The organism is Variovorax sp. V116 (genome assembly GCF_041154435.1).
Lineage (GTDB): Bacteria > Pseudomonadota > Gammaproteobacteria > Burkholderiales > Burkholderiaceae_C > Variovorax > Variovorax paradoxus.
In genome coordinates, this window is the sequence record NZ_AP028661.1 from 1,450,811 (window position 1) to 1,472,138 (window position 21,328).

Annotated in this window: 20 protein-coding genes; 9 read left to right on the forward strand and 11 right to left on the reverse strand. The window is 70.2% G+C overall.

What is annotated here, in order from left to right; translation table 11 throughout:
• Positions 1-5: 5 nt before the first annotated feature.
• From ACAM58_RS06735 to ACAM58_RS06745, 3 genes are read right to left on the reverse strand one after another with little or no spacing between them, the layout of a single operon-like run.
• Positions 6-1,370: an MmgE/PrpD family protein gene (locus ACAM58_RS06735; protein WP_062362924.1), complete on the reverse strand. Its 1,365-nt coding sequence runs from the start codon at positions 1,368-1,370 to the stop codon at positions 6-8.
• Between the two features lie 9 nt (positions 1,371-1,379).
• Complete coding sequence (locus tag ACAM58_RS06740; RefSeq protein ID WP_012746459.1) at positions 1,380-2,543, reverse strand: acyl-CoA dehydrogenase family protein; 1,164 nt, start codon at positions 2,541-2,543, stop codon at positions 1,380-1,382.
• A complete protein-coding gene (locus ACAM58_RS06745) occupies positions 2,540-3,337 on the reverse strand; it encodes a citryl-CoA lyase (protein WP_369664279.1) in 798 nt (265 codons plus the stop codon). Before ACAM58_RS06745 ends, ACAM58_RS06740 begins: the two co-directional genes overlap by 4 nt.
• 106 nt (positions 3,338-3,443) lie before the next feature.
• Here ACAM58_RS06745 and ACAM58_RS06750 point away from each other — a divergent pair, with 106 nt between their 5' ends.
• Genes ACAM58_RS06750 through ACAM58_RS06760 form a run of 3 tightly spaced genes read left to right on the forward strand, consistent with a single transcriptional unit; the run spans position 3,444 to position 8,312 of the window.
• Complete coding sequence (locus ACAM58_RS06750) at positions 3,444-5,771, forward strand: acyl-CoA dehydrogenase (RefSeq protein ID WP_062362920.1); 2,328 nt, start codon at positions 3,444-3,446, stop codon at positions 5,769-5,771.
• 43 nt (positions 5,772-5,814) lie between these two features.
• Positions 5,815-6,801, forward strand: a complete 987-nt coding sequence (locus ACAM58_RS06755; RefSeq protein ID WP_062362917.1) for a tripartite tricarboxylate transporter substrate binding protein — start codon at positions 5,815-5,817, stop codon at positions 6,799-6,801.
• A 5-nt stretch (positions 6,802-6,806) separates the two neighbouring features.
• Positions 6,807-8,312, forward strand: coding sequence for a class I adenylate-forming enzyme family protein (locus tag ACAM58_RS06760; protein WP_062362914.1), 1,506 nt, complete (start codon positions 6,807-6,809; stop codon positions 8,310-8,312).
• On the opposite strand, the gene ACAM58_RS06765 is transcribed toward ACAM58_RS06760, so the two are convergent.
• Positions 8,309-8,725, reverse strand: coding sequence for a nuclear transport factor 2 family protein (locus tag ACAM58_RS06765; protein WP_012746464.1), 417 nt, complete (start codon positions 8,723-8,725; stop codon positions 8,309-8,311). The two genes, ACAM58_RS06760 and ACAM58_RS06765, sit on opposite strands and share 4 nt — an antisense overlap.
• 143 nt (positions 8,726-8,868) lie before the next feature.
• Between ACAM58_RS06765 and ACAM58_RS06770 the strand changes: the two genes are divergently transcribed.
• Entirely contained in the window at positions 8,869-9,048 is a 180-nt protein-coding gene (locus ACAM58_RS06770) for a DUF3606 domain-containing protein (protein ID WP_012746465.1), read from the forward strand.
• A gap of 184 nt (positions 9,049-9,232) precedes the next feature.
• The gene (locus ACAM58_RS06775) at positions 9,233-9,910 is read left to right on the forward strand and encodes a hypothetical protein (RefSeq protein WP_012746466.1); all 678 of its coding nucleotides are present in this window, start codon (positions 9,233-9,235) and stop codon (positions 9,908-9,910) included.
• On the opposite strand, the gene ACAM58_RS06780 is transcribed toward ACAM58_RS06775, so the two are convergent.
• A complete protein-coding gene (locus tag ACAM58_RS06780; RefSeq protein WP_369664280.1) occupies positions 9,856-11,103 on the reverse strand; it encodes a DNA topoisomerase IB in 1,248 nt (415 codons plus the stop codon). The two genes, ACAM58_RS06775 and ACAM58_RS06780, sit on opposite strands and share 55 nt — an antisense overlap.
• Positions 11,104-11,225: 122 nt before the next feature.
• Between ACAM58_RS06780 and ACAM58_RS06785 the strand changes: the two genes are divergently transcribed.
• Positions 11,226-12,299, forward strand: a complete 1,074-nt coding sequence (locus ACAM58_RS06785; RefSeq protein WP_062362908.1) for a purine nucleoside permease — start codon at positions 11,226-11,228, stop codon at positions 12,297-12,299.
• A 6-nt stretch (positions 12,300-12,305) separates the two neighbouring features.
• On the opposite strand, the gene ACAM58_RS06790 is transcribed toward ACAM58_RS06785, so the two are convergent.
• Both ACAM58_RS06790 and ACAM58_RS06795 read right to left on the reverse strand, forming a co-directional pair.
• Positions 12,306-12,986: a TIGR02117 family protein gene (locus tag ACAM58_RS06790; RefSeq protein ID WP_062362906.1), complete on the reverse strand. Its 681-nt coding sequence runs from the start codon at positions 12,984-12,986 to the stop codon at positions 12,306-12,308.
• A gap of 13 nt (positions 12,987-12,999) precedes the next feature.
• Positions 13,000-14,196: a DNA polymerase IV gene (locus tag ACAM58_RS06795; RefSeq protein ID WP_244883484.1), complete on the reverse strand. Its 1,197-nt coding sequence runs from the start codon at positions 14,194-14,196 to the stop codon at positions 13,000-13,002.
• 162 nt (positions 14,197-14,358) lie between these two features.
• Between ACAM58_RS06795 and ACAM58_RS06800 the strand changes: the two genes are divergently transcribed.
• The gene (locus tag ACAM58_RS06800; protein ID WP_012746471.1) at positions 14,359-15,198 is read left to right on the forward strand and encodes an RNase A-like domain-containing protein; all 840 of its coding nucleotides are present in this window, start codon (positions 14,359-14,361) and stop codon (positions 15,196-15,198) included.
• Between the two features lie 21 nt (positions 15,199-15,219).
• Here the strand turns inward: ACAM58_RS06800 and ACAM58_RS06805 are convergent, their stop codons facing one another.
• From ACAM58_RS06805 to ACAM58_RS06815, 3 genes are all read right to left on the reverse strand, one after another.
• Complete coding sequence (locus ACAM58_RS06805) at positions 15,220-15,840, reverse strand: hypothetical protein (protein ID WP_062362901.1); 621 nt, start codon at positions 15,838-15,840, stop codon at positions 15,220-15,222.
• Between the two features lie 86 nt (positions 15,841-15,926).
• The gene (locus ACAM58_RS06810) at positions 15,927-17,384 is read right to left on the reverse strand and encodes a TRAP transporter large permease subunit (protein ID WP_062362898.1); all 1,458 of its coding nucleotides are present in this window, start codon (positions 17,382-17,384) and stop codon (positions 15,927-15,929) included.
• A 10-nt stretch (positions 17,385-17,394) separates the two neighbouring features.
• A complete protein-coding gene (locus ACAM58_RS06815; RefSeq protein ID WP_062362895.1) occupies positions 17,395-17,919 on the reverse strand; it encodes a C4-dicarboxylate ABC transporter substrate-binding protein in 525 nt (174 codons plus the stop codon).
• Between the two features lie 95 nt (positions 17,920-18,014).
• Here ACAM58_RS06815 and ACAM58_RS06820 point away from each other — a divergent pair, with 95 nt between their 5' ends.
• Both ACAM58_RS06820 and ACAM58_RS06825 read left to right on the forward strand, forming a co-directional pair.
• On the forward strand, positions 18,015-18,578 hold the full coding sequence (locus ACAM58_RS06820; protein ID WP_012746475.1) for a putative glycolipid-binding domain-containing protein: 564 nt from the start codon (positions 18,015-18,017) through the stop codon (positions 18,576-18,578).
• Positions 18,578-19,948: a hypothetical protein gene (locus ACAM58_RS06825; RefSeq protein ID WP_062362890.1), complete on the forward strand. Its 1,371-nt coding sequence runs from the start codon at positions 18,578-18,580 to the stop codon at positions 19,946-19,948. The genes ACAM58_RS06820 and ACAM58_RS06825 overlap by 1 nt, the downstream gene beginning before the upstream one ends.
• Positions 19,949-19,976: 28 nt before the next feature.
• Here ACAM58_RS06825 and ACAM58_RS06830 read toward each other — a convergent pair whose 3' ends face one another.
• A complete protein-coding gene (locus tag ACAM58_RS06830) occupies positions 19,977-21,314 on the reverse strand; it encodes an MFS family transporter (protein WP_062362887.1) in 1,338 nt (445 codons plus the stop codon).
• Positions 21,315-21,328 lie beyond the last annotated feature (14 nt).

Here is a 21,328-nt window from a genome sequence, read left to right on the forward strand (position 1 = left end):
GGGCCTCAGCCGAGCCAGCGGCCCACGCGCGGCGCAGACTCGAGCTGCCAGATGCGTTGGCACAGCGCCTTCGCCTCGTCGGCCGTGGCGCCCTCGCCGTAGTGCGCAAGGCGCTGCATCTTGTCCTCGATCTCGGCGCGGCTCAGGCTGTTGCCCGGGTCGCCCTTGGGCTCGTCGACGCGGCCGGCCAGCGTGCGGCCGTCGCGGGTCTGCACGCTGACCTTGCCGATCCAGCGCGCGGGGTAGGCGGTGTCGACCTCGGCGTCGAGTTCCATCGCCACCTTGTCGCGGAACGTGGCCACCTCGGGCGCGAGAAAGTCGCGGTCGAATTCGCCCAGGCCGGCGCGGCCATGCACCGCGATCAGGCCCAGCACCGTGCCCATCGAGAACTTGCCCTGGTGCACGGTGGCCGGCACCGTGACCCGGCCCAGCACGTCGATGGCGCCCTGGTGCACATGCGCGGTCACGCGGGCCACGTCGCCGTGCGCGAGCTGGTGCTCGCTCATCACCTGCAGCAGCGCATCGGCCGCGGGATGCGTGTGGCGGCAGGAGGCGTGGTACTTGAACGAGGTTTCGGCCAGCGCCCAGCGCGTGCCGAGGCGGTCGGTGAGCCGTGCCGGATCGGCATCGCTCGACATGCCCACGCCCAGGCCCTGCGCGCCTTCGAGCACTTTCGCCGCGCCCGTGAAGCCGTCCTGCGCGAGGTAGGCCGACATCAGTCCGCTCGCGGCCGCATGCGCGCAGTGCAGCTGCTTCGAATCGGCCGCATCGCGCAGGAATTCCCAAACGCCGGCCGACTGCGTGCCGGCCGAGCCGAAGGCGTGCAGCATCTGCTGCGGCGCGAGTTCGAGCAGCCGGCCCACTGCCGCGGCAGCCGCGAGCGTGCCCGCCGTCGCGGTGGTGTGGAAAGTCTTGTAGTGCGAGCGGCCCAGGAACTCGCCCACGCGGATGCCGACTTCGTAGCCCGCGACCACGGCCGTCAGCAGCTGCGCACCGCTGGCGCCGATGCTCTGCGCCACGGCCAGTGCGGGCGCAATGACCACGGCCGCGGGATGGAACACCGAACCGTTGTGCACATCGTCCTGCTCCACGTAGTGCGAGGCCGCGGCGTTGACGAGCGCGGCGAACACTGGCGAAGTGGTGCGGCGCGAGGTGAGCATTTCGCTCGGCCCCTCGGCCGGCCCCATCGTCTGCGCGAAGCGCTCGATGCTGCGTACCGGCCGCGCCGTGCGCGCCGCGAGCACCGAGCCCAGCCAGTCGAGCATCAGGTCCTCGGTGCGGCGCAGCACGGGGGCGGGAATGTCCGCTAACTTGAGTTCGGCGGCGAAGGTGGCGAGATCCCGGCTGGGATGATTCGATGAGGTGGTCATGGAGTGCCTTCAGAACGAACGCGGCAGGCCGAGCATGTGCTCCGCCACGTAGCTCAGGATGAGGTTGGTCGAGATCGGTGCCACCTGGTAGAGCCGCGTCTCGCGGAACTTGCGCTCGATGTCGTATTCGCACGCAAAGCCGAAGCCGCCATGGAACTGCAGGCAGGCATTGGCCGCCTCCCAGCTGGCCTTGGCCGCCAGGTACTTTGCCATGTTGGCCTGTGCGCCGCAGGGCTCGCGCGCATCGAACAGGCGGCAGGCCTCGTAGCGCATGAGGTTGGCGGCCTCTATCTCGATGAAGGCCTCGGCAATCGGAAACTGCACGCCCTGGTTCTGGCCGATGGGCCGGCCGAACACCACGCGCTCCTTGGTGTAGGCCGTGACCTTGTCGATGAACCAATAGCCGTCGCCGATGCATTCGGCCGCGATCAGCGTGCGCTCGGCATTGAGGCCGTCGAGGATGTACTTGAAGCCCTGGCCCTCTTCGCCGATCAGGTTCTCGGCCGGGATCTCGAGGTTCTCGAAGAACAGCTCGTTGGTCTCGTGGTTCACCATGTTCAGGATGGGCCGCACCGTCATGCCTTGGCCGATGGCCTCGCGCAGGTCGACGATGAAGATCGACATGCCTTCGGATTTCTTCTTGACCTCCGCAAGCGGCGTGGTGCGCGCCAGCAGGATCATCAGGTCCGAATGCTGGATGCGCGAGATCCACACCTTCTGGCCGTTGACGACGTAGCGGTCGCCCTTCTTCACGGCCGTGGTCTTGATCCTGGTGGTGTCGGTGCCGGTGCTGGGCTCGGTCACGCCCATCGACTGCAGGCGCAGCTCGCCAGTGGCGATGCGCGGCAGGTAGTTGCGCTTCTGCGCCTCGCTGCCGTGGCGCAGCAGCGTGCCCATGTTGTACATCTGGCCGTGGCAGGCGCCCGAGTTGCCGCCCGAGCGGTTGATCTCTTCCATGATCACCGAGGCTTCGGTGAGCCCGAGGCCGGAGCCGCCGTATTCCTGTGGAATGAGCGCGGCCATCCAGCCGGCTTTGGTGAGCGCGTCGACGAATTCGGCCGGGTAGCCGCGCGCCTCGTCGATCTTGCGGAAGTACTCGTTGGGAAACTGCGCGCACAGGTCGCGCACGGCATCGCGGATGTCGGCAAAGCGGGTGTCGTTGTGGTTGTTCATCTCGTCCAATCCTGGCGCGGGCCGCCGGCTTCCTTTTCGACGCGCTGCCAGATCTCGATGGCCATCGGGTCGTCGATTTCCTCCAAGAGGTGGCCCACGAGCCCGATGGCGCGCGCCATCACGCCGAGGCCGCGGATGATCTTCCACGGAAAGCCGAACTCGGCCGCAATCGCACCGATGGCGCCCGTCGCATTGATGGGCAGCGACTTGCCCGAGACGCGCTCGGCCTCCTGCTGCACCGCCTGCATCAGCGCCACGTAATGGCCCGAGAGGCCGTTCTCCTCGGCGATCTGGAACAGGCGCGGCGTGCGCGGGTCGATCGGCTTGTGCAGCGGATGCCCGAGGCCCGGCACGATCTGCTTGCGCGCGCGATGGTCGGCCACGATGTCCTTCGCCATGTCGGCCAGTGGCCGCGCCGGCTTCTCGCCGAAGGGAATGGCCTCGTAGAGCATCCTGGCTGCGCCTTCGGTGCTGCCCACGAACACCGTGCCCAGGCCGCACAGGCCCGCGGCCACCGCAGCCTGCAGCGCCTCGGGCGCGCCTGCATAGGTGAGGCGCGCGGCCAGCGCGCTGGGCGTGATGCCATGCTCGACCAGCGTGACGACGATGGCGTTGAAAGTGACCGACTCCTGCGGTGTCGGGATGCGGCCCGTGAGCTCCAGGAAGGCCATGTCGCCGAGGTTCAGGTGGCCCAGGATCTCGGAGGGCAGGTCGCGCCCGCGCACGGTGATTCGGTCGGGCGTGCTGTGGCCGAGCTCGGTGTGCAGGGATTTCTTGATCTTTGTGGTGGTCATGTGCCGAATCTATGCCGCCCTCGCGCGAGGCGGGTCTGTGAATGCGAAACCCTCCCTTCGGCAAATGCAAATGCCGCGCGGCGGGGCGTTCTGTCACGCTGCGGCGATGGACACAGAATCACTTTCCGCCGTGCGCGATGCTGCGCTCGACTACTTCGTTCGCAGCCGTTCCATCCAGCGGCGGCGCGAGCGCATGGAGCGGCCCGATGCCGACGAGGCGCAGGGCTGGAGCGCCATGGCCGAGCTGGGCTGGACCGGCATGCTGGCACCCGAATCCGCAGGCGGGCTCGGTCTGGGGCTCGCGGGCGCCGCGCAGATCCTGCGGGCCGCGGGCGAGCATGTGGCGCCCGAGCCGTTGCTGGCGGTGGCGGGCCTGAGCGCGATGCTGCTCGCGCGGCTCAAGGCTCCGGCCGCGCAGTCGCTGCTGGCGGAGCTGGTCGCGGGCCGCAGCCTGCCGGCGCTGGCCTGGCAGGAGAGCGCCGGCGACCTGAGCGCCGTGCCGCTGGCCTGCGGCTGCGAGCCGCGCGGGGGGCATGCGGGCGGCGTGCTGCTGCAGGGCGAGAAGCTCATGGTGCTGCCCGGCGCGGCCGCCAGCGGCTGGCTGGTGTCGGCGCGCGGCAGCGACGACGCGGTGCTGCTGTGGGTGCCGCGCGGCACGGCCGGCGTGAGCGAAACCCTGGTGCCGCTGGTTGACGGCAGCCAGGCTGCGAGCCTGCGCTTCGAGCAGGTGGCGCTGCCCGCGGATGCGGTGCTGGCCGAAGGCCCCGCCGCGCAGGACGCGCTACGCCACGCGCTCGCGGCCGGCCAGGTCCTGCAGGCGGCCGAACTGCTGGGCGTGGGCCAGGCGATGCTCGCGCAGACGCTGGCCTACCTGCGCACCCGTTCGCAGTTCGGCAAGCCCATCGGCAGCTTCCAGGCGCTGCAGCACCGCTGCGTGGACATGTTCATCCACCTCGAAGTGGCGCAGGCCGCGCTCGCCGAGGTGCTGGCACTGGCGGACCAGGGGCTCCCGGCCGAACGGCTCGAAGCCGAAGCCAGCCGCGTCAACGCCCGCTGCACCGCCGCGGCGCTGCAGGCCTCGCGCACGGCAGTGCAGCTGCATGGCGCCATCGGCTACACGCAGGAGTGCGAGCTGAGCCTCTACTACAAGCGCACGCTGTGCCTTTCGGCGTGGCTCGGCAACGTGGCCGCGCACCAGCGCCGGCATGCCGCGCTGGCCGACGGCGGCGAAGCGCGGGCGGGCACCGCCGCATGGGAGGGCGAGTTTCCGCGCAGCGCCGACTGGCATGCGATGCCCGAGGCCGAGTTCCGGCGCATGGTGCGCGCCTTCCTGCAGCAGCGCTATCCGCAGCAGCTGCGCTACCTGTCGCACCGCGCACGCTGGAGCGAGATCCGCGAGTGGTACCTCACGCTGTCGGCGCAGGGCTGGATCGCGCCGGCGTGGCCGGAGGTGCATGGCGGCATGGGGCTGCCGGCCGACAAGCTCATTGCATGGATCGAGGAGCTCGAGCAGCACGGCGTGGCGCGCGCGCCGGACCAGGGCATCGTGATGATCGGCCCGCTGCTGATCCAGCATGGCACGCCGGAGCAGCAGCAGCGCTTCCTGCCGCGCATCCTGAGCGGCGAGCATGTGTGGTGCCAGGGCTATTCGGAGCCCAACGCCGGCTCCGACCTGGCGGGCCTTCGCACCGAGGCCGTGGCGGGGCGCGATGCCGAGGGCGATCACTTCATCGTCAATGGCCAGAAGATCTGGACCACGCTCGCGCAGGATGCCAACCACATCTTCATGCTGGTGCGCACCGACAAGGCCGCGCGCAAGCAGGAGGGCATCAGCTTCCTGCTGTGCGACTTGCGCACGCCGGGCATCACGGTGCGGCCCATCCACACGCTCTCGGGCGAGCCCGAGTTCTGCGAGGTGTTCTTCGACAACGTGCGCGTGCCGGCCGAAAACCTCGTGGGCAAGCTGCATGGCGGCTGGACGATTGCCAAGGCGCTGCTGGGCTTCGAGCGCATCTTCCTGGGCAGCCCCAAGCAGTCGCAGTACGCGCTGGGACAGCTTGCGCGGTTGGCGCAGGCGCGGCGCCTATTTGCAGACCCGGTGTTCGCGCAGCGCTTTGCCGCACTGCGGCTCGACGTGCTCGACCTGTCGGCCGCATACACGGGCTTTGCCGACATCGTGCGCGCGGGCCAGCCGCTGCCGGCATCGGTGTCGTTGCTCAAGATATGGGCCAGCGAAACCTACCACCGCATCGGCGCGCTGCTGGTCGAGGCCGGCGAAGAGCAGGGCGCCGTCGCGGGCGACCAGCTGCTCGACGGGCAGAGCTTCAACGTGCTGTCGCCGCTCATCGGCTCCACCGCCGCAATGATCTACGGCGGCACCAACGAGATCCAGCGCAACATCCTTGCGCGGCAGGTGCTGGACCTGCCGGCCTGATCGATGCGAGCCGCCGAAGAAATACACACCAGGAGACAACGCCATGACATCGACTCACTTCTCGCGCCGCCACCTCATGGCCGCGATGGCAGGCAGCGCGGCGCTGTCTGCACTGCCGCATCGCGCCTTCGCGCAGCAGCCCCTGCCGCCGCTCATCAAGCTGGTGGTCGGCTATTCGGCCGGCGGTCCGGTGGACGGCGCGGCGCGCCTGCTCGCGCCCGCGCTGAGCCAGGAGCTCGGCACGCAGGTCATCGTCGACAACCGGCCCGGCGCCAGCGGCTCGGTGGGTGGCGACGCAGTGGCCAAGGCCGCACCCGACGGCGCGCTGCTGTTCTTCGGCGCGAGCCCGACCATCACCATCAATCCGAACGTCCAGCGCAAGATGGCCTTCGATCCGATGAAGGACCTGACGCCCATCGCGCCGCTGGTCGACTACACCAACGTGCTCGTGGTCAACAAGGACCTGCCGGTGCGCAGCGTGGCCGAGCTGCTGGCCTATGCGAAGGCGCACCCGGGCAAGGTGTTCTACGGCTCGGCCGGTATCGGCGCGTCGAACCACCTGAGCGGCGCGCTGCTCGAGAAGATGACCGGCGTGCAGCTCACGCACGTGCCCTACAAGGGCAGCGCACCCGCGTTGGCCGATGTGATGGGCGGCACCGTGACCATGATGTTCGACATCATCGCCACCTCGCGGCCCTTCATCCAGTCGGGCAAGATCCGCGCGCTGGCCGTCACCTCGCGCCAGCGCAACCGCATGCTGCCCGAGGTGCCGACCATGATCGAGTCGGGTGTGGCCGGCTACGACGTGGGCGGCTGGTTCGGCCTCTACGGTCCGGCGCGCATGGACGCGGCGCTGGTCGCGCGCCTGAACGCCGCCGCGCACAAGGCGCTGGCGCGTGAGGATGTCGCCCATCGGCTGCGCGAGCAGGGCTACGAGGTCTGGAGCGGCGGCGCGGAGCTGCTCGCGGCCAAGGGCCAGGCCGACCGCAGGCTCTGGGCCACCGCAGCGCAGGGCATCGAGGCGGAATGAGCGAAATGCCGGCACCCACGCGGATCCACGAGCTGCTCGAAGCACGCGCATTGCAGTCACCGGGCGCGGCCTTTCTCTTCGAGCCATCGGGCACCGTGTCGTACGGCGCGCTGCAGGCCATGGCCGAGGCGGCCGCGCAGGACCTCTTGGCCGCCGGCGTGCGGCCGACCGACCGCGTGCTGCTGGTGGCCGAGAACTGCGCCGCGCACATCGCGCTCATCATGGCGTGCAGCCGCATCGGCGCATGGTCGTGCGGGGTCAACGCGCGCATGTCGCCCGGCGAGGTCGCGGCCATTGCCGACCGCGCCGATGCGCGGCTATGCTGCTTCACGAGCGATGCTTCGGACGCCGCGCGCCAGCATGCGCAGCGCGCCGGCGCGGTGCCCTCGGCGCTGCCGGGCGTGATGCGCTCGGCCGTGCGCGCCGAGGCCAGCCCGGAGGCCGACTCCGCGCTGGCGGACACTGCGGCCATCATCTTCACTTCAGGCACCTCGGGCACGCCGAAGGGCGTGATGGTGTCGCACCGCGGGCTGCTGCATTTCGGCCGCGTGTCGGCCGGCGTGCGATCGCTGGGCGCGCACGACCGGGTCTACGCCTTCCTGCCGATGACGCACATCTTCGGCATCGGCACGGTGCTCATGGCCGCGCTCACGGGCGGCGCCGCGCTGGTGCTGCGCGCGAGCTTCTCGCCGGCCGACATGCTGCATGCGCTCGCGCATGAAGAGGTGTCCAACTTGCTCGGGCCGCCCACGATGTACGCGCGGCTGCTGGCGCACGTCGAGGCCGGGCACGGCGCGCCGCGCTTTCCGGCGCTTCGCTATGTCTACACCGGCTCGGCGCCGCTCGATCCAGCGCTCAAGCAGCGCGTGGAGGCGCTGTTCGGCCAGCCGCTGCACTATGGCTATGGCCTGTCGGAGTACGCGGGCTCGGTGTTCCTCACGCGCGTGGAGGCACCGCGCGCGGACACCGCCGCGGGCCATGGGGTCGAGGGCGGCGAGGCGCGCATCGTCGGACCTGACGGCCAGGACCTGGCGCCGGGCGAGACCGGCGAGATCTGGCTGCGCGGGCCCGGCCTCATGCTGGGCTACTTCCGCGATGCGGCGGCCACGGCGCAGGTCATGCGACCCGGCGGCTGGTATGCGAGCGGCGACCTCGGGCGCCTCGATGCGGACGGTGCGCTGTTCGTGGTCGGCCGGCTCAAGGAAATGATCATCCGCTCGGGCTTCAACGTCTATCCGGCGGAGATCGAGGCGGTGATCGGCCGCTTTGCGGGCGTGCACCTTTGCGCGGTGGTGGGCGTGCCCGAGGCCGACGGCAACGAGCGCATCGTCGCCTTCGTCGAGATGAAGCCCGGCGCCGTGCTCGATGAACCGGCGCTGCGCGCCTACCTCGCGGAGCACCTGTCGCCCTACAAGCGGCCCGCGCGCATCGAGACCATCGACGCCATGCCGACCACGGCCAACGGCAAGCTGCTCAAGCGCGAGCTGCAGGCGCGCGCCGCCCGGCCCTAGCCGAAGATGCAGGCGCGGCCCTTCTGCGTGTCCATGTACTCGCGCACGCGGGCGATGCGCCCATCGCGCAGTTCGAAGATGAAGCAGTAGTCGTTGTCGTACCGGCGGCCGTTCGCGAGCGTGGCCTGCAGGCGCAGCTCGACGATCACGGTATCGCCCTCGCAATAGCGGCTGCGGAAATCGACCGCGACGTCGGAGACGAAGAGCGCCGGAAATCTCTCGGCCAGGAAATGAACGATGGCGTCCGGGCCGATCATGTGGTCGGGCGCATCGAGTGCCAGCGCGGTGGCGTTGCCGCGTGGCGCCAGCCATTCGGCATCCTCGGTGAACCAGGATGCGATGCGTTGGGGGTCGCGGCTTGCGAAAGCCTTCCATGCGTCGGCGATGGTGCGCTTGTTCTGTTCGGAGTTCATGCCCTGACCATAGGCGCGGCCCGCGGCGCCCGCACGCCGGTTTCGGACATTTCCTGCAAGGAGCCGCGCCGCCGTCCGCCAGTGCCGCGCCGCAGGGGCGCGCATCGTCCCTGCATCGACATACGAAACACAGGAAGCACGCCATGGCAGACGACCCGAACAAGCGCGGCCCGCAGGACCGGACCCGCATCAATGTCAACGAGCCGCACGAGGTGCGCTATTGGACCGAGACGCTGGGCGTGACCGAGGCGCAGCTGCGTTCGGCCGTGGCCGCCGCGGGCGTCGAGGTGAAGGACGTGCGGGTCTACCTCGGCAAACCCTAGGCGGGTGGCGAAAGCGTAGGTACGCTCCTACACCCGCTGCGGGGGGCGGGACCGATACTTTGGCTTTCCTTCGCTTCAGGACGCGCAAAGTGAACGAGCCGAATGCCGAACCCCGCACCAGCAGCAGTGGTCCGCGGGCCTGCCACCCCCTCACCGAGGCGAAGCCTTCGGCTCTCCGCGCCCAATGAAGGCCTCGCCCGGAGCCCGAAGCTGGATCGCCGCCGGCGTACGCCACGAACTGCTCACCCGCGCCTTGCCGGCACTGCGCCACGACATGGCGGCGCCGGTGTCGGTGATCCGCATGGCGCTGCTCATGCTCAAGCGCCAGATCGGCGCGCCGGTCATCGATGCACCGGTCTGCGAGGAGCGTGTGGCGCTGATCGACAACCAGGTGTCCGAACTCGTCGAGGGCATCCGCTCGCTGCGCGACTGGGAGCTGGCCACGACGGATGACGGCATCACGCGCAGCGCGCTGGTGGCGCAGTGCGTGGGCCTGATGCGCGCAGCCTTCGACATGCACGGCGTCGAGCTGGCTGTCGATGCCGCGCTCGAACCGCGCGAGGGCGAAACGCGCTGGCCCCAGGGCGCCGCGCTGCGCTACCTGGTGCTTGGCGGCCTCGGATACCTGCACGACGGCGCATCCGAAGCCGGCGCGATCCGCATCGAGGCCGATGGCGGCAACGCGCTTCGCCTCAGCGCCTTGCCGCGCGAATCGGCCGGTGCCAGCCCGGTGCTCGACGCGCACCGCGCCCCGCGTGCGCTGGCCATCGACGCGATTGCGCTCCAGAGCCTGGCGGAAGACCTGGGCTACACCGTGGCGCTCGAGCGCGACAGCGTGCGCTTTCCGCTCGCGCCGGGCTGAGGCCTTCGTCGTTCTTCTCCGGCCTTGCGCCGGCCGTTGGCGCTGCGTGCCTCGCGTTGCTGGCGCGCCTGGCCTTGCCGATGCATCCGCAGGAAGGCGAGCAGCCGCTGTTCGGCGGCGTGCAGCCCGCGCGTCTTGCGCGCCGCGGTACGGGCCGACATCTTTCGCAGCAGTTCGGCCGCGGGGTCTTCCTCGTCGCCCGCCAGCGCGCTGCCCAGCGCCAGCACGGCCGGGTGCACGTAGGCCTTCTTGCAGACCGCGGGCGTGTTGCCCAGCTGCCTGGCCACGGCGGCCAGTATTTCCTTGGCGCTGTAGCGCGTGCCGTCGGCGGCCGTGCGCCCCGGTTCGCAGGCCAGCCGCGTGAGCTCCAGCGCCTGCACCGTGCCGTGCCAGGTGCGGAAGTCCTTTGCGGTGAAGCGCTCGCCGGGCGAGGCTTCGGCGATGTAGCCGTTGACGTCGGTGGACGAGACGCTGCGCAGCTCCCCGTCTTCGTCCTGGTACTGGAACAGCGCCTGGCCGGGCAGCTGCTGGCATTGGCGCACCACCCTGGCCACGCGCGGATCGTCGAGCCGGGCTTCATGCATCACGCCGCTCTTGCCCCTGAAGCGCAGCCGCAGCGCCTCGCCCTGCACGGCCGCGTGCCGGTTGCGCAGCGTGGTGAGGCCGAAGGAGCCGTTGCTGCTGGCGTATTCCTCGTTGCCCACGCGCAGCAGCGTGGTGTCGAGCAGCCGCACCAGGGCTGCCAGCACCTGCTGGCGACCGGGCGCCTTGGCCGTTGCCGCGCCTTCCTGCAGGTCGCGTGCGACGCGGGCGCGGATGCGCGGCAGCGCGAGCCCGAAGGCCTCGAGGCGCTCGAACTTGGTCTCGTCCTTGAAAAGCCGCCAGTCGGGGTGGTAGCGGTACTGCTTGCGGCCGCGGGCATCGATGCCGGTGGCCTGGAGGTGGCCATTGGGCAGCGGGCAGATCCACACCTGCGTGTAGGCCGGCGGAATGGCCAGCATGCGGATGCGGGAGAGCTCGTCCGCGTCGCGCACCCAGCGGCCCTGCGCGTCGCGGTAGCGGAAGTGCTCGCCGTGCTTCAGTCGCCGGATGCCCGGCATGTCGGGGTTCACGTAGACCAGGCCGTTGGCAATGGGCGCGGCCGTCGGCGAGGGCCTGGAGGGCGGGGCGGTCGATCTGGAGCGGGCCGGCATGGGGTTTGCGTGGTGACGGTACCCAGCGCTTGTGCCTGCACCGACAATCGCCGCCTGTAGGACGCCGCAATCGCCGCTGGTGCGATGGAGGCGCTTTGTTCTTTTCCTGGAGTCCCAAAGAAATGATGTTCTTCCATCGGCCGTTCCCGTCTTCCTGCGTGCGCTGGCTCTCGGCCTGCGGCGCGGCGCTGCTCGTTGCGGCCTGCGCTTCCCCAACTTCGCCGACTTCGCCGGTATCGGCTGCACGCCCAGCTGCTGCTGCTGCCGCGCCCGTCAAGGTGAAGGTCTTCGTCGCGGCCATGTTCGAGATCGGCCAGAACACCGGCGACCGGGCCGGCGAGTTCCAGCACTGGTACGAGCGCTACTGGAAGGGCGCCGCGCCCATGGCGGTGCCCGGCGCATTGCAGCCGGTGTACTGCAATGCCGACGGCGTGTGCGGCGCGGTGCTCGGCATGGGCAAGGTCAACTCGTCGTCGTCGATGCAGGCCATCCTGCTGAACCCGCAGTTCGACTTCTCGCAGGCTTACTACGTGATTTCCGGCGTGGCCGGCACGCCGCCGGCGCGCGGCACCATCGGCGAGGTGAGCTGGGCCACCTGGCTCGTGGACTACGACCTCGGCCACCGCTGGGCGCCCGAGGAGAACAAGCCCGGCGAACCCACCTTCATGCCGCGCAAGGGCTACGAGGAATACCGCCGCTTCAAGCTCAACCCCGACCTCGTGGGCTGGGCCATGAAGCTCTCGTCCGACACGCCGCTCAAGGATTCGGACAGCGCGCGCAAGTACCGCCTGCGCTACCCCGATGCGGCCGCGCGGCGCGCGCCCTTCGTGGCCACCGGCACCCACATGACCGGCGACACCTTCTTCCACGGTCCCGGCATGTCGAAGCAGGCGCAATACATCGCCAGGCTCTACGGCGCCGACGACTACGTGATCACCGAAATGGAAGCCGCCGCCATCACGCTCGTGATCAAGCGCACCCATGGCACCGACCGCGTGATGAGCCTGCGCGGTGCCGTCAACTTCGACCAGGGCAGCCCGAAGGAAAGCACGCTGCAGCACCTGGACCCGGCCCCGGGCGAGACGGCGGGCGGCTTTGCCGAGACGGTGGAGAACATTGCGCTGGTGGGCACGCGCGTGGTGGACCACATCGTGGCCAACTGGCCGCAGTGGCAGGCCGGCGTGCCCAAGCCCTGAGCGGGTTCAGGGCCGCACCGGCTGCAGGTGCCACGTCACGTTGAAATCGAAGGGCGTCCAGCGGCTCACCGTGACGCCCGCCTGCCGCAGGCCGCGGCCGGTCCAGGTGTTGCAGGTCTCGAAGAGGTGGTAGCCGCCTTCGGCCTCGTAGAAGGCGTCGTCGTTGCCGTAGTGGGCGCCGGCAACGGGTGTCGCGCCGCCCGAGGCGAGCGTCGCCTGCACGTAGCCCGCGAGCTGCGCGTACTGCGCCTGCGAGAGCGGCAGGTGGAAGGCGTTGCTGCGCAATGAGGCGCGCGTGAGATAGGTCACGTGCAGCAGCGCGCGGTTGCCGCCGAGCAGGGCGCCCAATGCGCGCGAGGCCGTGAGGTCGGCCCAGGTGGGCGTGTGCAGGTAGAACTCGCGGTCGCCCCAGCCGATGGCGATGAACTCCGCATCGGGCGGCACGGCCCTGAAGTGCGCGAACGGAAAGAGCTGCTGCCAGTCGACGGTGGCCGAGCGGATCGGAAACACCAGGTCGGTGTGGATGCCGTTGCTCAGCACCCAGGCCTGGACGGCGGGCGGCGACGCGGGCGCCCGTGCATTGGCCGGCCAGAGCATCAGCGCGCAGGCCGCGCCCACGTACAGCCCCGCGGCCATCGTGAAGCCCAGCAGCGTGAATGCGATGCGCCGGAGCCAGCGTCTGATCACGGCGCCGGGTGTTTCAGAAGAGCGACGCGGTGGCCGAGGCCGCCTCCGCCGACGCGCGCGAGGCCGGGCCGACCACAGCCGGCGCCGTGGCCTCGGGACTGCCCGCCTTCGCAAGCGCGCCCACGCGCACGCCCAAAAGGCGCAGCGGCCGCTCCAGCGGCACGCGCTTCAGGCACAGCCCGCCGACCTGGCGGATGGTCTTGCCGTCGGCGGTGTGGCGCTCGATGGTCTGGTCGCGCGTGGCGATCTTGAAATCGTCGTAGCGCAGCTTGATGCCGATGGTCTTGCCCACGTAGCCCTTGCGCTGCAGGTCTTCGGCCACCTTCTCGCACAGGTGGGTGAAGATCGCGCCCAGCTCGGCGCGGTCGCGCACCGCATGCAGGTCGCGGTCGAAGGTGGTCTCGCGGCTCATCGACACGGGCTCGCTCTCGGTCACCACCGGCCGGTTGTCGCGGCCCCAGGCCACCTCGTGCATCCACGCGCCCGTGGACTTGCCGAAGTTCTGGATCAGCCAGTCGCGCTCGCGCGCCGCGAGCTGGCCCACGGTCTCGATGCCGAAGCGCTTGAGCTTCTCGTCGGCCTTGGGTCCGATGCCGTTCACCTTGCGGCAGGGCAGCGGCCAGATGCGCGTCTGCAGGTCGTCTTCGTAGACCACCGAGATGCCGTTGGGCTTGTTGAACTCGCTCGCCATCTTGGCGATGAGCTTGTTGGGCGCCACGCCGATGGAGCAGGTGAGGCCGGTGGCGTCGAGGATGGCCTTCTGGATGAGCCGCGCGAGCGATCGGCCGCCGTCGCGCTGGCCGCCGGGCACATCGGTGAAGTCGATGTAGACCTCGTCCACGCCGCGGTCTTCCATCAGCGGCGCGACCTCCCTGATGACCTGCTTGAAGGTGCGCGAGTACTTGCGGATCTCCTCGAAGTCCACCGGCAGGATGATGGCCTGCGGGCACAGCTTGGCGGCCTTCATGAGCCCCATGGCCGAGCCCACGCCGAACTGCCGCGCCGGGTAGGTGGCGGTGGTGATCACGCCGCGGCCCACGTAGTCTCTCAGCCGCGGAAAGGCCTCCACCGGGATGTCGGCCAGCGTGCCGCCCTCGGGCACGTGGCGGATCGCCTCGTCCACGCTGCGCCGCCCGCCGCCGATCACCACCGGCAGGCCCTTGAGCTGCGGATAGCGCAGCAGCTCGACCGACGCGTAGAAGGCGTCCATGTCGAGGTGGGCGATGCGGCGGATCGGGGGCGTTGGAACGGTCGGGGAGCTCACGGCATGGATTGTCTCGCGGCCGGGCGATGTTCGCCTGCCGGGCGGCCGCGTGCAAGAATGCGGCCGATTTGCAGGCTGGCCCTCCGGTGGCATGGAAAGGAATCTGGCATGGATGACGAAGTCGAAGGCATGACCATCGCGCTGACGCCGGTGCAGATGGCCGCGGTTCTGGGCGGGGAGGACGTGCCCGAATCCGCGAGCCTGAGCAACCGGCTCTGGGGCACGGTGGGGCTGGTGGGCGGCGTGGTGGAACTGGTGGGCGCCGGCATCCTGTGCGTCGCGCCCGAGCCCACGATGGTGACCAAGGCCGGCTGCGTGGTGCTGGGCGTGCACGGCTTCGACACCCTGGCGACCTCGGGCCGCCAGGTCTGGACCGGCACCCCGCAGCGCACCGCCACCGCCGTCACCGCCAGCTCGGCGGCCGAGGCGCTGGGCGCCTCGCGTGAAACGGCCGATGGCATCGGGCTTGCCGTGGACGTGGCGGTGCCGCTGGTCGTGGCTTCGGGGCTGGGCGCCGCGCGCATCGTCGCCGTGATGCGCGGCGGCCGCATCCGCTTGGTGGAGCATGAGGCCGCGGCGGGATCGCGGCTGGGCGGCCACACCATGGCGCGCCACGTCGGGCAGACCGATGCCCAGCTGCTGGCCAGGGTACGAACCGCCACCCGGCCGGGCCCGCGGGCGGTGTCCACCTTTGCCGACCTGGCCACTGCAGAACGCGCGATCACCGAGACGCTGCGCGCCAACGCCGCCGCGGTGCGCGCCTGGTCGCGCGGGGCGGCCGCGGGCAGCAAGTCGCCGGAGTTGGAGCACGTGCTGGGCTACGTGGTGGGGCGGGGCGTGCAGTTCGGCAGCACCGCCGTCAACGACCTCTCCGGCGTGCGGATCATCCTCAAGATGGAAACCTACAACGGCAAGCCGTTCTACATCCTCACGGCCTATCCGATCTGAGCCGCGCGGCGCCGCGAGCGCCTACAGGAAGGACGGGGCTTCGCCCGTCGTCCACACGTCGGCGCCGAGTTCTTCGGCCAGGCGGGCCAGCAGCCTGGCGGTGCGCTCGCGCAGCGGGGCAATGCGGGCCTGCAGGCCGGCCCGGGGCAGCGCTGCGGCCTGGACGGTCGCGTCGGAATCGGGGTCGCTTTCGCGGATGTAGAGCGTGCTGTTGCGGGCCCAGGCCTCCACCGCCCAGCCCTGGTCCTGGTCGGCATAGACCATGCCCTCGTCGTGCCCCGCCACGGCGGCAAGGAAGTGGTCCATGGAAGAGAACGTGTCGTACCAGGGGAAGGACAGGTGCACGTCCGCATCCTCGTTGTCCAGCCGCAGATCCATCCAGAAATACTGGCGCACCTGCTGGAGTTTCAGCCCGCGCTGCCGGGCCAGTGCAGCCACCCGGCCGTAGTAGGCAGCAAGCTCCGCCTCGTGCCCGATGGCCTCCGGAACGCTCACCCGCAGGCGCTCGGCGCGCGGGAATTCCGGCAGCGCGAGCGGCTCGGGCGGGCGGTCCCGCACGGGATGGAACTCGTCCCACAAATGAAATGCGATCTCGGGCTCCAGCGAGTTGATCGGCTTGGCGTCGGCGAACCAGGGTTCCACTTGCGCGCTCCTCTGAATGGTCGGGCGGACGATGTTAGCCCGAGGCGCAGCCGCGCACTCTGCGGCATGTCCGGCGCGCATTCTTCTCAGGGCGGCGGCACCATGTCACGCATGAGCTTGTCCAGCGCTTCGTCGCTCATCTGCTCGGCCGGCGCCAGCGCAGTCGGCGAAGTGCGCAGCCAGCGCGTGGTCACGGGCAGCGCCATCACCAGCGCGGCCACGGTGGCGAGCACCGCGAGGTAAGGCGCGAGCGCGCGCGCGACGGCGGCCGCAGGCGGCCGCGGCGCGACCTGGCCGCGCGCGAGCACCAGCGCATAGCCGAAGGGCGGCAGCAGGAAGCCCGCCTGCAGCACCAGCAGGGTCAGCTCGGCGATCCATGCTGCATCGTCGAGCTGTGCGAGCACGGGCGGCATCACGATGGGAACGATCAGGAAGATCAGCTCGAAGGCATCGAGCACGAAGGCGAAGGCCAGCAGAACGGCCAGCACCACGCCCAATCCCGCCATAGGGTGGCCCTGCAGCGACAGCACGAGCCGTGCAATCAGCCCGTCGGTGCCGAAGCCGCGCAGCAGCAGAGAGAAGGTGGTGGCCGCCACCAGCAGCGCATACAGCGCGCCGGTGAGCGCCATGGCATCGTCGAGCACCTGCCACAGCACCGGGCGCGTGAGCTGGCGCGACGCCAGGCCCCAGCCGAGCAGCAGCACGCCGGCCGCGGCCGCGCCTTCGACCGCGCGCACCTTGCCGAGCGTGACCAGCACCAGCAGTGTGCCGATCAGCAGGGGCACGAGCAGCAGCGTCCAGCCCTCGCGCCGGTTCAATGGCTCCCGTTGCACCGGCGGCCGCGGCTTGCGCCGTGCGCCGAACCACGCCACCGCGAGCCAGCCGGCCAGCAGGACGGCGGCGGGTACCAGTGCCGCCTGCAGGATGTCCTGCGTGTTGACGATGCGGTTCGCGGCGCCGGCGGCGGCCGTCGGGAGCCCCAGCTCGCGGGCCATGTTCGTCCCTTCGGTGTGGGCGCGCAGCATCGCGTCGCCGAGCAGCAGCAGCACGAGCGAGGGCGGCACGCTCACGCCCAGCGTACTGGTGAGGGCCACGAGTGCGGTGCGCTGGGCCGGGGGCACTCCCTCGCGCGCCCAGCCTTCGCCCGCGGTGCGCGCCAGGGTGAGCAGGCTGGCGCCGACCGAGCCGTTCATCGGTGCGAGCATCAGGCCCAGCAGCATGCCTGCGAGTTCGGGCGCGGCCCGCGGTGTGATGCGTGCGAGCACCTTGCGCAGGCCGGTGTACAGGTGCTCGGCCAGGGCCAGCCGGTTGAGCAGCGCACCGACCAGCCCATACAGTGCCAGCGCCTGCAGCAGATCGTGCTCGAGCAGGCCGACGATGCGCCAGGGCAGGTTTTGCAGCAGCGCCAGGTCGAAGGCACCGAGCGCGAGGCCCGCAACAGCGCCCAGCGAGCATACGCCGAGCAGCACGGCGTAGGTCGGCCAGCCGGTGGCCATCATCAGCACCAGGGCCAGCGCAAGCAGGGCGAGTCCGGTCCATGCCATGGCGTTGCCTTTACGACCGCCGCCGCTCGCACCAGAGGTCGAGCGCGCCCTGCACCGCCAGCAGCGCCGCGAGCAGAAGCAGCGCAACCTTGATCATGAAGTAGCCCGGATTGAAGGTGTCGGGAAAGCGTTCCAGCGCCGTCACCGCATCCGCGACCGGCACCGCGGCGCTGCAGACCAGGAACAGCGCCCAGGGCAGCACGCACAGTGCCGCGCCGGTGCGGCGCAGCCGCGCGATGCGGCTCGTGGTGTCGGCCGCGAGGTCGGGCCGCGCCACCAGGTGCGCACCGCGCCGCCCGGCATGCCGCAGCGCCACCGCCACGTAGAGCGCGAACAGCCACTGCGCGAGATCGTTGGCCTGCGTCGGCCCGCTGCCGGATCGAGTCAGGTCGCGCAGCGGCCATTGCACGAAGAGCAGCAGCGCGATCGCAATGGCCAGCGGCATCGCGGCGCGATCGATCAGGTCCAGCACGCGCAGCGATGGCGGCGCTGAAGGCGAATCGGTCGGTTCGGGATGTTCCGGCGGGAGCGTCATGTCGCGGGCAACCCTATCGCCGCAACCTGACCGCCACCTGCGGCAAAAAGGGCACGGCTTGCGCTCGGCGGCATGCCGGTGCCATCATCCGCGCCATGCAGACAGTTTCCTCCATCCTGTGGCGCAGGCTCGATGCACCGGGCCATGACGCCTGCCGGCTCGAGCGCAACGCGACCGCGTGGCAGCTCGACGGCGCCGCCGTGTTCCGCCTCGAGGACGGCCGCATCGGCCAGCTGCACTACCGCGTGCGCTGCGACCTGCACTGGCACACGCAGTGGGGCACCGTGCGCGGCTGGCTCGGCGGCAGCGCCATCGACCTGGCCATTGCCCGCGATGCGCGCGGCCACTGGAAGCTCAACGACGAGGCGGTGCCCGACCTGTCGCACTGCACCGACCTCGACCTGGGCTTCACGCCCGCCACCAACCTGCTGCAGCTGCGCCGGCTCAACCTGGCAAAGGGCGAGGGCGCCGATGCGCCGGCCGCCTGGGTCGACTTGGACGGCGGCGGCGTGCTCAGCGAGCTGATGCAGCGCTACGAGCGAACCGCGGACGACGCCTATGCCTACGAGGCCAAGCGCTTCGACTACGCGGCTACCCTGCGCGTCACGCAGGACGGCTTCGTGCGCGACTACCCGGGCCTCTGGAGCGCCGAAGCCTGATGGTCGCCACGGCATTGATGACCCACAGCAAACCACTTCTTCGCACCTTCGCCTTCGCGCTGCTCGGCACCATGGCCGCGCTGTCGGCCGAGGCCGCCGCCTGGGGCCCCAGGCCCACGGCCTGCCCGGCGCCGGTGCCCGCGCAAACGCGCTGCTACACCGGTGCCGATGGCGCCGGCGCGCTCTACTGGATTGCCATACCGCAGGCGTGGAACCGCGTGCTCGTGATGCACGCCCATGGCGGCCCCGAGACCGGCCCGCCCAGGCTCGAGCGCAGCGAGGAAGACCTGAAGCGCTGGGCCGTCACCGTGAAGGCCGGCTACGCATGGGCCGGCTCCACCTACCGCCGCGGCGGCTACGGCGTGACCATGGCCGCGGAGGACACCGAGCGTCTGCGCCGCATCTTCGTGCAGCGCTTCGGCCCACCGCGGCGCACGCTGCTGCATGGCCAGAGCTACGGCGCGGGCGTGGCCGCGAAGGCGGCCGAACTCTATGCACCGGCCGGCGATGCCAAGAGCCCGTACGACGGCCTGCTGCTCACCAGCGGCGTGCTCGGCGGCGGCAACAGCGCCTACGACTTCCGGCTCGACCTGCGCGTGGTCTACCAGTACGTGTGCCGCAACCATCCCAAGCCCGACGAGCCGCAATACCCGCTGTGGCAGGGCCTGCCGATGGACTCGAAGCTCACGCGCGCCGAGCTGGCCGCGCGCGTCAAGGAATGCACCGGCGTCGGCCTGCCCGCGGCGCAGCGCACGCCCGAGCAGGCCGCGCGGCTCAAGACCATCCTGTCGGTGGTGAAGATCCAGGAGCGCTCGCTGCTGGGGCACCTGAACTGGGCCACCTGGCTGTTCCAGGACCTGGTGCAGCAGCGCCTGGGCGGACGCAACCCCTTCGGCAACATCGGCGTGGCCTACCAGGGCTCGGCCGACGATGCGGCGCTGAATGCCGGCGTGGCGCGCTATGCGGCCGACCCGCAGGCCAAGGGCGCTCTCGCCGCCGACAGCCAGCCCACCGGCCGCACCGCGCTGCCCACCGTGGCGCTGCATGCCATCGACGACCCCACCGCTTTCGTCGAGCTCGAGAACGCCTACCGGCGCATCCGCGATGCCGCGGGCACGGGCGGCACGCTGGTGCAGAGCTTCAGTGCCGAGCGCGAGCACAGCTACCTGAGCGATTCGGAATACCCGGCGCTCTTCGAAGCCTTGATGGACTGGATCGACAAGGGCGAGAAGCCCACGCCCGCAAGCCTGGCGCAGCGCTGCGCGGCGCTGATGCCGCGCTACGGCACCGACGGCAGGAACGGCTGCCACATCAAGCCCGAATGGCAGGCGCCGGCGCTCGAAACCCGCGTGCCCGTGCGGGCTCCTTGAGCGAGGCGAGGCAGCAAGCGGCGCAGGCTCAGTGGTCGCGGTGCAGGTAGCTCGCCTGCCGCGGCAGCCGCAGGCTCACGAGGAAGGCGATCACCATCATCGCGGTCACGTACCAGAAGAAGGCCGATTCGTGGCCCAGCGACTTGAGCCCCAGCGCCACGTACTCGGCCGAGCCGCCGAAGATCGCGTTGGCCACGGCGTAGGCCAGGCCCACGCCCAGCGCGCGCACCTCGGGCGGAAACATCTCGGCCTTCACGATGCCGCTGATCGAGGTGTAGAAGCTCACGATCGCCAGCGCCGCGATGATCAGCGCGAAGGCGGCCACGGCGTTGGTGGTGTGCTGCAGTGCCGTGAGGATCGGCACCGTGGCCAGCGCGCCGAGCCCGCCGAACAGCAGCATGTTGTTGCGCCGTCCGATGCGGTCCGACAGTGCGCCGAACAGCGGCTGCATGCACATGTAGAGGAAGAGCGCGCCGGTCATCACGTAGCTGGCGGTCTTGATCGGCAGGTGCACCGTGTTCACCAGGTACTTCTGCATGTAGGTGGTGAAGGTGTAGAAGATCAGCGAGCCGCCGGCCGTGAAGCCCAGCACCGTCAGGAAGGCCGGCATGTGGTGCTTGAAGAGCCCGGTCATGCTGCCGGCCTCCTTGTTGGCCTTGGCTTCGGCGCTTTGCGTCTCGTGCAGCGTGCGCCGCAGCAGCAGCGCCACCACCGCGGCCACCGCGCCGATGACGAACGGAATGCGCCAGCCCCAGGCCTTGAGCTCGGCTTCGGTGAGCAGCTGCTCGAGCACCACGATCACCAGCACCGCCAGCAGCTGCCCGCCAATCAGCGTGACGTACTGGAACGACGAGTAGAAGCCGCGCTGCCCGCGCAGCGCGACCTCGCTCATGTAGGTGGCGGTGGTGCCGTATTCGCCGCCCACCGACAGGCCCTGGAACAGGCGGCAGACCAGCAGCAGGAACGGCGCCCAGGCACCGATCTGCGCATAGGTGGGCAGGAAGGCAATCACCAGCGAGCCGCCGCACATCATCGACACCGAGATCAGCAGCGAGGTCTTGCGCCCGACCCTGTCCGCAATGCGCCCGAACAGCCAGCCGCCGATCGGCCGCATCAGGAAGCCCGCCGCGAACACGCCGGCGGTGTTCAGCAGTTGCACCGTCGGGTCCGACTTGGGAAAGAACGACGACGCGAAATACAGCGCCGAGAAGGCATACACGTAGAAGTCGAACCACTCGACCAGGTTGCCCGACGAGGCCGCCATGATCGAGAAGACGCGGTGGCGTTTTTCTTCTGCCGTGTAGTGGGGAGGGGGTGGCGATGCGAGGGCCGATGAGCTCCCCGGATTGGAAGTGGCTGCGCTCATGATGCGTTGTGCCG

Bases quoted from the DNA above. Each gene is read 5' to 3' on its own strand.
- ACAM58_RS06735 (WP_062362924.1), bottom strand. From the start codon at position 1,370: ATGACCACCTCATCGAATCATCCCAGCCGGGATCTCGCCACCTTCGCC.
- ACAM58_RS06740 (WP_012746459.1), bottom strand. From the start codon at position 2,543: ATGAACAACCACAACGACACCCGCTTTGCCGACATCCGCGATGCCGTG.
- ACAM58_RS06745 (WP_369664279.1), bottom strand. From the start codon at position 3,337: ATGACCACCACAAAGATCAAGAAATCCCTGCACACCGAGCTCGGCCAC.
- ACAM58_RS06750 (WP_062362920.1), top strand. From the start codon at position 3,444: ATGGACACAGAATCACTTTCCGCCGTGCGCGATGCTGCGCTCGACTAC.
- ACAM58_RS06755 (WP_062362917.1), top strand. From the start codon at position 5,815: ATGACATCGACTCACTTCTCGCGCCGCCACCTCATGGCCGCGATGGCA.
- ACAM58_RS06760 (WP_062362914.1), top strand. From the start codon at position 6,807: ATGCCGGCACCCACGCGGATCCACGAGCTGCTCGAAGCACGCGCATTG.
- ACAM58_RS06765 (WP_012746464.1), bottom strand. From the start codon at position 8,725: ATGAACTCCGAACAGAACAAGCGCACCATCGCCGACGCATGGAAGGCT.
- ACAM58_RS06770 (WP_012746465.1), top strand. From the start codon at position 8,869: ATGGCAGACGACCCGAACAAGCGCGGCCCGCAGGACCGGACCCGCATC.
- ACAM58_RS06775 (WP_012746466.1), top strand. From the start codon at position 9,233: ATGAAGGCCTCGCCCGGAGCCCGAAGCTGGATCGCCGCCGGCGTACGC.
- ACAM58_RS06780 (WP_369664280.1), bottom strand. From the start codon at position 11,103: ATGCCGGCCCGCTCCAGATCGACCGCCCCGCCCTCCAGGCCCTCGCCG.
- ACAM58_RS06785 (WP_062362908.1), top strand. From the start codon at position 11,226: ATGATGTTCTTCCATCGGCCGTTCCCGTCTTCCTGCGTGCGCTGGCTC.
- ACAM58_RS06795 (WP_244883484.1), bottom strand. From the start codon at position 14,196: ATGGACGCCTTCTACGCGTCGGTCGAGCTGCTGCGCTATCCGCAGCTC.
- ACAM58_RS06800 (WP_012746471.1), top strand. From the start codon at position 14,359: ATGGATGACGAAGTCGAAGGCATGACCATCGCGCTGACGCCGGTGCAG.
- ACAM58_RS06810 (WP_062362898.1), bottom strand. From the start codon at position 17,384: ATGGCATGGACCGGACTCGCCCTGCTTGCGCTGGCCCTGGTGCTGATG.
- ACAM58_RS06815 (WP_062362895.1), bottom strand. From the start codon at position 17,919: ATGACGCTCCCGCCGGAACATCCCGAACCGACCGATTCGCCTTCAGCG.
- ACAM58_RS06820 (WP_012746475.1), top strand. From the start codon at position 18,015: ATGCAGACAGTTTCCTCCATCCTGTGGCGCAGGCTCGATGCACCGGGC.
- ACAM58_RS06825 (WP_062362890.1), top strand. From the start codon at position 18,578: ATGGTCGCCACGGCATTGATGACCCACAGCAAACCACTTCTTCGCACC.
- ACAM58_RS06830 (WP_062362887.1), bottom strand. From the start codon at position 21,314: ATGAGCGCAGCCACTTCCAATCCGGGGAGCTCATCGGCCCTCGCATCG.